The organism is Cryobacterium sp. MLB-32, assembly GCF_000738085.1.
Lineage (GTDB): Bacteria > Actinomycetota > Actinomycetes > Actinomycetales > Microbacteriaceae > Cryobacterium.
In genome coordinates, this window is record NZ_JPRS01000158.1 from 1 (window position 1) to 11,899 (window position 11,899).

Annotated in this window: 10 protein-coding genes and 1 pseudogene; 6 read left to right on the plus strand and 5 right to left on the minus strand. The window is 65.5% G+C overall.

The genetic code is table 11. From position 1 onward, the window contains the following. Positions 1–224 precede the first annotated feature (224 nt). The 3 genes and pseudogenes from JF66_RS14145 (at position 225) to paaZ (ending at position 4,450) form a co-directional block, all read left to right on the plus strand. On the plus strand, positions 225–1,409 hold the full coding sequence (locus JF66_RS14145; protein ID WP_035879117.1) for an acetyl-CoA C-acyltransferase: 1,185 nt from the start codon (positions 225–227) through the stop codon (positions 1,407–1,409). After that, positions 1,409–2,278: pseudogene (locus JF66_RS23705) on the plus strand (3-hydroxyacyl-CoA dehydrogenase family protein); the annotation flags it as partial. The gene JF66_RS14145 and the pseudogene JF66_RS23705, both read left to right, overlap by 1 nt. Before the next feature lie 117 nt (positions 2,279–2,395). Then, complete coding sequence (gene paaZ / locus JF66_RS14150) at positions 2,396–4,450, plus strand: phenylacetic acid degradation bifunctional protein PaaZ (protein WP_035879122.1); 2,055 nt, start codon at positions 2,396–2,398, stop codon at positions 4,448–4,450. A gap of 33 nt (positions 4,451–4,483) precedes the next feature. Here the strand turns inward: paaZ and JF66_RS14155 are convergent, their stop codons facing one another. Beyond that, the gene (locus tag JF66_RS14155) at positions 4,484–6,454 is read right to left on the minus strand and encodes an amino acid transporter (protein WP_231556433.1); all 1,971 of its coding nucleotides are present in this window, start codon (positions 6,452–6,454) and stop codon (positions 4,484–4,486) included. Positions 6,455–6,607: 153 nt separating this feature from the next. On the opposite strand from JF66_RS14155, the gene JF66_RS14160 reads away from it, so the two are divergent. Beyond that, a complete protein-coding gene (locus JF66_RS14160; protein WP_156109803.1) occupies positions 6,608–7,144 on the plus strand; it encodes a hypothetical protein in 537 nt (178 codons plus the stop codon). Positions 7,145–7,212: 68 nt separating this feature from the next. Here JF66_RS14160 and JF66_RS23065 read toward each other — a convergent pair whose 3' ends face one another. Genes JF66_RS23065 through JF66_RS14175 form a run of 3 tightly spaced genes read right to left on the minus strand, consistent with a single transcriptional unit; the run spans position 7,213 to position 9,899 of the window. Continuing rightward, a complete protein-coding gene (locus tag JF66_RS23065) occupies positions 7,213–8,505 on the minus strand; it encodes a M28 family metallopeptidase (protein ID WP_051973558.1) in 1,293 nt (430 codons plus the stop codon). Between the two features lie 34 nt (positions 8,506–8,539). Continuing rightward, entirely contained in the window at positions 8,540–8,866 is a 327-nt protein-coding gene (locus JF66_RS23070) for a hypothetical protein (RefSeq protein ID WP_035879119.1), read from the minus strand. Between the two features lie 52 nt (positions 8,867–8,918). After that, positions 8,919–9,899, minus strand: coding sequence for a zinc metalloprotease (locus tag JF66_RS14175; protein ID WP_051973559.1), 981 nt, complete (start codon positions 9,897–9,899; stop codon positions 8,919–8,921). Between the two features lie 154 nt (positions 9,900–10,053). Here JF66_RS14175 and JF66_RS14180 point away from each other — a divergent pair, with 154 nt between their 5' ends. After that, positions 10,054–11,166, plus strand: a complete 1,113-nt coding sequence (locus JF66_RS14180; protein WP_081882399.1) for a M4 family metallopeptidase — start codon at positions 10,054–10,056, stop codon at positions 11,164–11,166. Next, positions 11,163–11,474, plus strand: a complete 312-nt coding sequence (locus JF66_RS14185) for a protealysin inhibitor emfourin (RefSeq protein ID WP_035879120.1) — start codon at positions 11,163–11,165, stop codon at positions 11,472–11,474. The genes JF66_RS14180 and JF66_RS14185 overlap by 4 nt, the downstream gene beginning before the upstream one ends. 33 nt (positions 11,475–11,507) lie before the next feature. On the opposite strand, the gene JF66_RS14190 is transcribed toward JF66_RS14185, so the two are convergent. After that, a partial coding sequence (locus JF66_RS14190; protein WP_035879121.1) for a hypothetical protein occupies positions 11,508–11,899 on the minus strand: 392 nt, incomplete at its 5' end.

The window sequence follows — 11,899 nt, forward strand, 5'->3', positions numbered from 1 at the left end:
CATATCCATTTCCTGATGCTGGAAGGTGCCAGACGCGGCAGCGGACGTACACCTGTTCCGATTATGTCCCAGTGACCGGCCCTGTCAATGACCCCTTTGGCGCTGCTCGGTGAACTCAAGGGTTGCCGCGAGTCCCCGGATCTGTCAGAATTACTTTCCGAACGATCGGTTACTAATTCGACGTTCCCGCAGGTACCGCGCAGACACCGTCGTCAGGAGAAAACATGGCAGAGGCCTACCTCGTTGGAGGAGCACGAACGCCCGTCGGCCGCTACGGCGGAGTGCTTGCGGGCGTGCGTCCCGATGACCTTGCCGCGATCGTGGTGGCGGAAGCCGTTCGCCGTTCCGGCATCGACGCCGGACTCATCGACGACATCATCTTCGGGGCGGCTACGCAGGCCGGCGAAGACAACCGCAACGTGGCCCGCATGGCCGGGCTCCTGGCCGGCCTTCCCGACCACGTTCCGGGTATCACGGTCAACCGGCTCTGTGCCTCGGGCCTCTCGGCGATCACCATGGCGGCGCAGGCTATTCGCGCCGGCGACGCCGACCTCATGGTTGCTGGCGGCGTGGAATCGATGACCCGTGCGCCCTGGGTTCAGGGCAAGCCGGATCGCGCCTGGGCCAAACCCGGCCCGCAATTCGACACTTCGATCGGCTGGCGCTTCATCAACCCGAAGCTGGCGGCCCGGGACAAGGCCACCTTCTCCATGTCGGAGACGGCAGAAGAAGTCGCCCGCATCGACGGCATCACCCGCGACGAAGCGGATGCCTTCGCCCTCCGCAGCCAGCAGCGCGCCGCCGCGGCCATCGACGCCGGCCACTTCGTCGACGAGATCGTCGGCGTGCCCACCAAGAATGGCGAGGTGCTCGTGGACGAGGGGCCCCGCCGCGATACCAGCCTCGAGGGGCTCGCCCGGCTGCGCCCGATCGTCAGTGGCGGCTCCGTCGTCACGGCGGGCAACGCGAGCTCGCTCAACGATGGTGCCTCGGCAGTCGTGGTAGCGAGCGGCGAGGCGGTGAAGCGTTATGGCCTCACTCCCCGCGCCCGCATCGTGTTCGGTGCGAGCGTCGGCCTCGCCCCCGAGATCATGGGGCTCGGTCCGGTTGCGGCGACGCAGAAGGTGCTCGCCCGCAGTGGCCTGGGCATCGACGACATCGGGGCGATCGAGCTCAACGAGGCCTTTGCCACCCAGTCGCTCGCGTGCATCCGTCGTCTGGGCCTCGACGAGGAGATCGTCAACCGTGACGGTGGTGCGATCGCCCTTGGGCACCCGCTCGGGTCGAGCGGGGCGCGGCTTGTCGTCACCCTGCTCGCACGCATGGAACGTGAAAACGCCCAGCATGGCCTCGCCACGATGTGTGTGGGCGTCGGCCAGGGCTCGGCCCTGATCTTGGAGCGTGTCTGATGACCACAGTGGGACTTGAGCTGGGCGACCGCGGCGAAAACGGCGTTCCCGACCGTGTTGGCGTGCTCGGCGGCGGTCGGATGGGCGCCGGCATTGCGCACGCGTTCCTGCTGGCCGGCGCCCACGTGGCGCTCGTCGAGCGCAACGAGGTGGAGGCCGACGCCGCCCGTGAGCGCGTGGTGCGCGCTGTCGAGGCGAGCATCACCCGCGGGGCCACCGGCGAATCGCATGCCGATCTCACCGACCGCCTCGCCGTCGGCATCGATTTCGCTGCCTTCGGCGACCGGGATCTCGTCGTGGAAGCCGTGCCGGAGATTCGCGCGATCAAGGTCGATGCCCTGCAGCGCGTCGAGGCCGAACTGGGCGAGGACGCCGCCCTCGCCAGCAACACCTCGTCTATTTCGATCGACGATCTCGCTTCCCAACTCGTGCGTCCCGCCCGCTTCCTGGGCCTGCACTTTTTCAATCCGGTACCCGCCTCGACCCTCGTCGAGCTTGTCACCGGTCGCGAGACCTCGACGGAGCTGGTGACGGATGCCCAGGGCTGGGTCAGCGCGCTCGGCAAGACTCCCATCACCGTGAGTGACGCGCCCGGCTTCGCCTCCTCGCGACTCGGCGTGGCCCTCGGGCTCGAGGCCATCCGCATGCTCGAAGAGGGTGTGGCCTCGGCCGCCGACATCGATGCGGCCATGATGCTCGGCTACAAGCACCCGGTCGGCCCACTGAAGCTCACCGATATCGTCGGACTCGACGTGCGCCTCGGCATCGCCGAGTACCTGCACGCCCAGCTCGGAGCGCGCTTCGAGCCGCCGGCGCTGCTGCGCCGCCTCGTGGCGGAGGGCAAGCTCGGCCGCAAGTCAGGCCAGGGCTTCTACACCTGGCTGAGTGATGGGTCTCGTCCTGGCCCGCCCACGCACTCTTTTCTCACGCACCCCGTTCTCACGCACCCCGTTCTCACGCACACTCAACGCCGAGGAGTCCTCGAAATGACGAACATTCTGCCCAGCTACGTGCGGGGATCCTGGTTCACGCCCACCGACACATCGGCTGCCGTCGACGTGCGCGACGCCTCCACCGGTGAGGTCGTCACCCGCGTGACCTCGAAGGGCATCGACCTCGCGGCGGCCCTCGACTACGCCCGCACGGTGGGCCAGGATTCGCTCGGTGCGCTGACGTTTCACCAACGCGCCGTGCTGCTCAAGCAGATGGCGCTGGTGCTGACCGATCACAAGCCGGAGTTGTATGCCCTGTCGAGCCGCACGGGCGCCACCAAGGTGGATTCCTGGGTCGATATTGACGGCGGAATCGGGGTGCTCTTCACGTACTCCTCGAAGGGCCGGCGTGAGCTGCCCAACGCGAAGGTCTACGCGGACGGGCCTGTGGAGCAGCTCTCGAAAGACGGCTCGTTCATCGCCCGACACATCTACTCACGCCTGCCCGGCGTTGCCGTACAGATCAACGCCTTCAACTTTCCGGTTTGGGGCGCGCTTGAGAAGTTCGCACCGGCCTTCCTTGCCGGCGTTCCTACCCTCGTGAAGCCCGCGACGCCGTCGGGCTACCTCGCCGAGGCATTCGTGCGCATCCTGGCCGATTCCGGTCTGCTGCCCGCAGGTTCGTTGCAGCTCGTTTCCGGAAGCGTCCCCACCCTGTTCGACGACGTGCGCCTCGGCGACCTCGTTGCGTTTACGGGATCGGCGTCCACCGCCGAGAAGCTGCGGGCCAGCGAGTCGGTGCAGACCGGCGGGGTGCGGTTTACCAATGAGACCGACTCGATCAACGCCTCGGTGCTCGGCCCGGACGCCGTCGCTGGCACCCCCGAATTCGACGCCTTCGTGAAACAGGTCGTCACCGAGATGACGGTCAAGGCCGGCCAGAAGTGCACGTCCATCCGCCGGGCGATCGTGCCCCGCACCGCCATGGATGCTGTGATCGCCGCCGTGCAGCAGCGCATCGACCAGCGCATCGTGCTTGGCGACCCCCGTGCCGAGGGCGTGACGATGGGCCCGCTCGCCTCTGTCGAGCAGCGCAGCGAGGTGCTCCGCCAGGTGGCGCGACTGCAGGCTGCCGGTGGTGAGCTCGTCGTGGGTTCGACGGATGTCCCCGCCGTGGTGCACGCCGACGGAACGGTCGCCCCCGCACCCGACGGTGCCTTCGTGCCACCGCTGCTGCTGCGTTTCGACTCGGAAGCGGACGCCGTGCACGAGGTCGAAGCATTCGGTCCGGTCTCAAGCGTGCTCGGCTACGACACCCTGGACGAGGCCATCGCCCTCGTGCGCCGCGGTGGCGGATCGCTGGTGACGAGCATCGCCACCCACGATCCCGAGGTCGCGGTGGCGCTGCTGACCGGCATCTCCGCCTTCAACGGCCGTGTTTTGTTCCTCGACCGTGACGACGCGCGCACCTCCACCGGCCACGGCTCACCGCTGCCGCAGCTCGTGCACGGCGGGCCCGGCCGGGCCGGCGGCGGCGAAGAGCTCGGCGGCATCCGGGCGGTGCTGCACCACATGCAGCGCACCGCCATTCAGGGTTCACCCGAGATGCTCACTGCGATCACCGGCATCTGGCACCAGGGCGCTGCGGCGCAGGTCGGTGGCCGGCACCCGTTCCGGAAGAGCCTCGCGGAGCTCAAGCTGGGCGACCAGGTGGTGTCCGCCTCACGCACGGTGAGCCTGCACGACATCGAACAGTTCGCCGAGTTCACCGGCGACACGTTCTACGCCCACATGAACGAGGAGGCGGCCGCGGCCAACCCCTTCTTCCCCGGTCGCGTCGCGCACGGCTACCTACTCGTGTCGTGGGCGGCCGGCCTGTTCGTCGACCCGGAGCCCGGCCCAGTGCTCGCCAACTCCGGCCTCGAAAACCTGCGCTTCATCACACCGGTCTCGCCAGGGGACAGCATTCGGGTGGCCCTCACGGCCAAACAGATCACGCCGCGCGAGACCGACGAGTACGGCGAGGTGCGGTGGGATGCGGTACTGACCAACCAGAAGGACGAGCTCGTCGCCTCCTACGACGTGCTCACCCTCGTGGCCAAGAGCTAGTCGCGATTCTCGGCAGGAAGGCGCTTCGGGACATCAGCTCACGTGCACGGTCGGGCGGCGCTTGGCGTCTTTCTCGGCCTCCCGCAGCACCTCCCGCGTGACCGGGGCAACCTCGCCGCTGCCGACGAGCAGGAAACGGAACATGTTGGAGAGCGGGTTGCCCTCCGTCCACTCGAAGTAGATCTCGGGGATGACGCCGGTCGAATCGCGAACGGCAAAGAGCACCGAGGCGAGCGTGTTTGGCACATTGTTGCTCTGCACCTCCAGCACGCGAAAGCCGTGCTTGTGCACGCCGCGCACGAGCAGATCCTCCTCGAACTCGGAGGAGTCGGTCGTATGCACCTCCACAAAGATGATGCGGGAATTGCGGGGGATATGGGAGTACCGGCGTTCCGCGAGGTTCTTCTGCCGGTACTCCGCGGCGCTGCCGTCGTCGGGCTCGTTGGCGACGATGCGGATGATCCTGCGTTCGGCATCACCGCGAACGAATTCGAGGGCGAGTGGGTCAAGGGTCACCGACGTGGCGCGCAGCTGGAATGATCGCCCTATCCGGGAGAGCAGTGAGATGCCGAGAATTCCCACAATGAACAATGCCGCGATGCGAATGCCATCGGGCCGTTCAATCACGTTGAGCACTGTCGTGTAGACGAAGACCAGCGAGACGATCCCGAAGCCCAGCGCCCGCTTGCGCTGATGCAGCCGACGTGCCGACAACGTCACGGCAACGGATGCCGACGTGATCAGCACCAGCACGCCCGTCGCGTAGGCGCCGCCCTGGGCATCGACGCTCGCCTGGAAAACGATGGTGATCACAAACGCGATCGCCGTGAAGACCAGAACGAGGGGACGCACGGCGCGCGCCCACTGCGGGGCCATGCCGTACCGGGGCAGGTAACGCGGCACGAGGTTGAGGAGTCCGGCCATCGCGGATGCGCCCGCGAACCACAGAATGCAGATCGTGCTGATGTCGTAGACCGTTCCGAACACGGGCCCCAGATATTCGTGGGCGAGATAGGCGAGTGCGCGGCCATTGGCCGGGCCACCCGGTTGGAACGCTTCCTGAGGAATGAGCAGGGTGGTGAGAACGCTGGAGGAGAGAAGGAACGCGCTCATGATGAGTGCCGCCGTGGTGAGCAGACGTGTCGTACCCCGGATGCGCCCGGCAGGACGTTCCTCCGTATCGGTGGGATCCCCGGTGATCTGGGGCATGACCGCGACGCCGGTTTCGAAACCCGACAGGCCGAGCGCGAGCTTCGGAAACACGATCAACGAGATGCCGACGATCATCCACGGATCACCGTGCGTGACGTTGACGGCCGCCCACCAGTCCGTGATCACGATCGGATTGTCGAAGACGTGCCCGAGGGAATCAATGACAACGACGAGATTGAGGGCGAGGTAGACGGCGACCAGCACGACGGCGATGCCGATCGCCTCCCGGAAGCCGCGCAGAAAGACTGCCGCGAGCAGGGCGATGAAGACCAGAGTGAGGCCGACCGTGGCGTTGTGGAACCAGTCGGGCGTGAAGGGATTCTCCAGAGCGTGCGCCGTGGCATCCGCAGCCGACAACGTGATGGTGATCATGAAGTCGGTCACCGCGAAGCCGAGCAGGACCAGTACGAAGATCTTTCCGGCCCACCACGGCAGCAGGTGCTCCAGCATGTGAATGGACCCCGAGCCATGGGAACTCTCACGGGCCACCCGGCGATAGACGGGCAGCGCACCGAACAACGTCAGTGCGATCAGCACCACGGTGGCGAAGGGCGACAGCAAGCCGGCCGCGAGCGCGGCGATGGCCGGCTGGTAGCCGAGCGTTGAGAAGTAGTCGACGCCGGTGAGGCACATCACTCGCCACCAGGAATGGGTCTTGTCGACGTTCTTGGCGTGCGGGCCGATCTGTGACCCGTGTTCGTCGATGAGGCCCCTCAGCAGCCAATTCCTGAAACGCCCGGTCGTGGTGTGCGTTGGCAGTGGTGGGGTCGTTTCGGTGAACGAATCGGGCATCGAGACCTCCGGCTGTCAACTGTGCTTAGTGTGACGCGCGGGGACCGGGGTGTCGATCCCCCGTTTGGCGCGCCTATGCAGCCGGGGAGGACGGGACGATACTGGCGGACACAGAGCCGGTTTGGCCGGAGCCAACGTCAGCAGGAGGTAGCAGTGCAACCAGAGATGGTGAAAGACAACTCGCTGAGCGCGAGCGAAAAAGCGGTGTCCGAGTGCCGGAGACTCGCAGCGGGTGACCCGGGCTGTGAGCCCGACCTGGCTTCGGCTCTCACCCGGCTGTCGTGTCGCCTCTCCGCCGCACTCAGCCCGCGCAAAGCCCTCGTGGCAGCGGGGGAGGCCGTCAGTATTTATCAGCGGCTCGCCGACGCGAACCCCGAGGCGGATGACTCCGCGCTTGCCCGAGCGCTCAACATTCTCGCGCTTCGCCTCGTAGAGGTGGGCCGCCGGGACAGGGCGCTCTTCGAGAGCGAGCGCTCGGTTTCGATGAGACGGAAGCGTGTGGCCGCGTGGGGAGACATTCAGAAGGGCGACCCCGTGGCCCTCGGCGCGCACGCCGACCTGGCTGACTCCCTCGAAACGCTCGCGTTGTGCCTGCGGGAGTCAGGGCGCGAGCAGGATGGGCGCGACGCGGCGCGCGAAGCCGACGGCCTTCGCACCCGGGTACGCGAACAGCGCTCCGACCACTTCTGATTGCACAACTGCTGAACGCGCAACTGCTGAACGAACGTGGCTTCCCAGGGGAAACAGTCCCTCAGTATCTAGTCGCTGTCGTCGCTCAGGGTCGATTGGCGCCAACGCACCAGATCGTTGATGGAGGTATGAGTGCCCAGCAATCGCGCGGCCGTCACGAGGTTCATGGTGACGATCTCGCAGGCGAGCGTGTAGTCGATTGTGTTGAGGGTGTCCTGACTGCTGTGAATGGTGTGGTTCGCCGAGTCAGAACCCTCAATCGTCAGCACGGCCGGCAGTCCGGCGATGATGAATGGCACATGGTCGCTGGCGAAGGGATGCAGCGAGACATCGACGTGGAGCGAGGTGTAATCCTGCGCGCTCGCCGCGAGTTGGTCGATGAGCCGCTGTGAGACCGGCGCCCCCTCCAGGAGCACCCCTCTCTCCGCCGAATTCAGCGTGCCGACCATATCCATGTTGATCGCGGCAGTCAGGCGGTCGCGATCGTGCCCGCTCAGAGCGGCGACATATTGCTGGCTGCCGAAGAGTCCTTCCTCCTCGCCACCGAACAAGATCAGGCGCAGGTCATGGTCGTCGACGCGGGTGGACAGGATACGGGCGATCTCCAGTACACCGGCGCATCCGCTCCCGTCGTCATCGGCGCCGGGAGCGGGCGCGAGCGGGCCGTCGAGATGATTGATGGAATCCAGGTGGGCGGTGACCAGCACCAGGCCGGGGTCGGCACTCGTGCCCGGTTTGTCAGCGATCACGGAGAAGCTCGCGCCGGTTCCGACCGTAATTCTGGAGCATGTCACGCTGTAACCGAGCGACTGAAACGAGTCAGCCGCCCAGTCGACGGCATGCTGGAACCCCCCGCTCAGGGAATGCCTGGTTCCGAATCCCGTGAGTGATACCAGGGATTCCTGCAGGCGCTTCGAAGACACCTGGGCGGCCAGCATGGTCATGGCCGGGTCGATCGTGCGCAGCGGATGCTCGGCGCGCAGCACCTCCTTCACGACCGCAGTGTTATGCGGCAAAGGGGCGAAACCGAACTCCGCCGGATTGCCGGCGGAAAGCCGCGCCACGGCCGCGTCGCTGAGTTCGACCGCGAGATAGCGCCCTTTGTCGAGGATGACGGGGATATCGGGAAACTCATCGCGGAAGATATTGCCCGCCTGCACGACGAGAAAAGGCAGCCCGTGGCTTGATTGCGTGACGGCTCCCAGGGTGTTCACCCTGCGGACAGCAGCGGAACCGGAGGCCCCGGTCGTCCAGTAGATGACCTGGTCTCCGAAGCGGCTCCATTTGAGTCCGGGTTCGCGCCGCGCAGATCGTCCAGCGGCGGGCTCGACGGAGGCTGGAACGATGGCGTACGTATACACGACTCCTGCTTTCTCCGCGCGGCGGGCACCATGCTTACCGCCGGCGAATCTTGAGAACGGTATCGGTGGATTCCACAATTTCCATCGTGTCGGCTGGTGCCGTGTCATCGTGTGAACCGTCGGCGTGTGAACCGTCGGACAGTACGCGGATCCCCATGGGTCGAGGCCGATCGTCGGGGCCCGGCGTGAGCGCCGTGATCTGACCCGAGCCGTCGACTCGCAGGGAGTCTCTCCCGCCCCGTGTGGGCGGGAACGGGAAAGACTCCGCTCGTCGATAGACCAGCACGCCGGGCTCGTCTTCCTCGTGCGAGTGGGTCCACTCGCCGACGGGAAGCCCCGAAGCGTGGTCTGGCGGACCCATCAGTGATTCTCCTTTGTGGTGTGGTGTGGTGTGGTGCGGGCGACCTTCGCTCTCAGGTGGTGTCCGTGCCCGCGACGCGCTCGCGCGACCGCTGAGCCAGCACGCTGTCCTCGACAAGCTCGAAGGTGTTGCGCGGTCCTTCCAGGCAGGCGTGCATGCGGGCAACCTGGCCGACCGAGAAGAGCACCATCACATCGTCGTCCACGTAGTCCATGTAATCCATGAACAGGTCGCCGTTCGGGCCGTTGCTGCAGGTCACGTGGGGGAAGTCGGGTTTGCCCGTGTTGGCGTAGGCCTGGTTGGGCGTGTCATCGACTTTGTCCGTGCCGATACAGCCGTCTTCATCACCCCAGATGTGGTTCAGATTGAGCCAGTGCCCGATCTCGTGCGTGGCCGTGCGGCCCAGATTAAACGGAGGGGAAGCGGTCCCCACGGTTCCGAAGGCGGTATCGAGGATCACGACACCGTCGGTTGCCGGCGCACCTCCGGGGAACTGGGCATAGCCCAGAAGGCCCCCGCCGAGTCGGCCGACCCAGAGGTTCAGGTACGTGTCGGACGGCCACGCATCGGCGCCGCCGGATGATTCGTACTTGATGGAATCGTCGTAGGTAAACGACGTGGTGTCGGTGTGGGTACGGGTGATCCCGTCGGTCGCGTTGCCATCGGGGTCGGTATCGGCCAGCGAGAACTCGATCTGAGCATCATCCGCCAGCGGCAGGAACACGTCGGGCAGGGTGTCGACGTCGGGATTCGTCTTGCGGAAGTCACGATTGAGTACGGCGATCTGGCTCGCCACCTGATCGTCGGAGATGTTCTGGTCATCGTGGTTGTAGACCACGTGCACCACGACGGGGATGTGGGTGATCCCGGTCTGCGCAGCGAAGATGCCCTGGTTGATGAGCCCGCGCACTTCAAGCTCCATGGAGATGCGGGCAGCGGCGAAGCCCGGCTGCTCCGTGAGCTGCTTCGTATACACATCAGGAGTGGCACAGTATCGAGTCGTGGGCAGGTCATGTGCGGCAGCATCGGCCATGATGATTTCCTTTCCAAATAGTTGTTCGTTTCAGGTGGAATTCTGACCGCCTGGGCGTTACTCGCGCGTTATTGCTGACACCGTAGCGCGGACTGGCGACACGGGGGCATACTGTGGGCGTACTCTGCACTGGATCGCGAGCGAAGGGGAAATCATGTCGGAGCCTCAACAGCAGTTCGACCCCGAAAACCTGCCCATTGTGAGCGGTCATCGGTTCTGCGGCATCGCCCCACCCGACCTGCTGGCCTGGCTGGCGACCCAGGGTACGGATGAGCAGCGCGATGCCGCCATCCAGTCCATTGCCACATCGGCCGCAATGCGGTCCCGGCGTGCGGTGCTCGGTCACTTCAGTCGGGAGCTCAATCAGAACCTCGGCCTGATCGGTGTCGTGTCGATGACGGAGCAGGGCGTCTCCATCTACGACAACGAGACGAACGGTCGCAATTTCCTGCCCGGAGTCAAGAAGCGCGCCGTGGGCGACCCCCTCGCGGCCGACCCCGCCGTCAACGAGGCCTTCGATGGCAGCACGCTGACGGCCGCCTTCTACCGGGAGGTGCTGCAGCGCAATTCCCTCGACAACTTGGGGATGGAGTTGATCTCGTCAGTGCACTACGGCGTCGGCTTTGACAACGCATTCTGGGACGGCAGCCAGATGGTTTACGGCGATGGGAGCGGTCGTATCTTTCAGGCCGGCGGGCTTACCCGGGCTATCGATGTGATTGCGCATGAGCTCACACACGGAGTGACCGAGTTCACCGCCGGTCTCGTCTACAGCAAGCAGTCAGGCGCGCTCAATGAGTCGTTCTCCGACGTCTTCGGTTCCCTCGTGAAGCAGTACAGTCTCAAACAGACGGCGGCGGACGCCAACTGGCTGATCGGCGAGGGCATCCTCGTGCCGAAACTCGGGTTGGCGCTGCGGTCTATGAAGAGTCCCGGCACCGCTTTTGCCGGAGATCACCAGCCGGGCCACATGGATCAGTACGCAGACCTTCCGGACGACAACAACCCGGCCAACGACAATGGCGGCGTGCATGTGAACTCCGGGATTCCTAACCACGCCTTCTATCTGGCGGCGGTTGCCCTCGGTGGATCCGCCTGGGAAAAGGCGGGAAAGATCTGGTACCACGCGCTGACCACGAAAATGGGTGCCCACACGCAGTTTGCGGAGGCCGCACAGTTTACGATCGATTCAGCCGGAGAACTCTTCGGCGCGGCCGAGCAGACAGCTGTTCGCGCGGCCTGGACGGAGGTTGGAGTTCTGACATGAGGCTGAGCGTACGACGAGGCGGCGGTTTCGCCGGCATGGTGACGCGCACCGACCTCGATGCCGAGTCGCTGACCCCGACGGATGCCGCGGCGCTCGCCGCCGAGGTCGACCGCGCTGCCCTGCGCACCCTCTCGGACCCGACCGGCACTCGCACGTGGCCGGATTCCCTCCTGTACGACATCTCCTTAACCGACGACTCTCAGGAATTTCGCTATCACTGCAACGAGGAGTCCCTGCCTGAGGGCGTCCGCCAGTTGCTCGCCTGGGTCGACGCCCGTCCGGAGCGCATCGACTCAATCGAGCCCTGAGGCCTCGACGGCGCAGCCAGATCCCGTAGCGTTCTAGGCGACGGCGGTCATCCTCCACTGGTATGGACGGGTGATCGCATCGGCATCGACATAGTGCACGCCGTCTTCCGGGCCCGGGGGCATATCGAAGTCTGCCTCCCGGCAGGATTCTGCCCAGACCTCATGCCGAGTGAGAGCATGAATCTCCCCGTCGACCACGACCCAGCCGCGAACTGCCCTATACGGGATATTGCCGTGAGGTGAGGCGAAGCGCGCACCAATTTCCATCGTGCGCAGCAGGAGGGTGAACGAGTGTGCGGCACCGATGCTGCGGGTGACGAATTCCAGGAGATCCGAGTGAGCGAGCCTCGGAAGGTTGTGACCCGTCGGATCGGTATGAAAGTAGACCAAGCCGCCATGCTCCTCGGTCACGGTGAGTTCGTGGG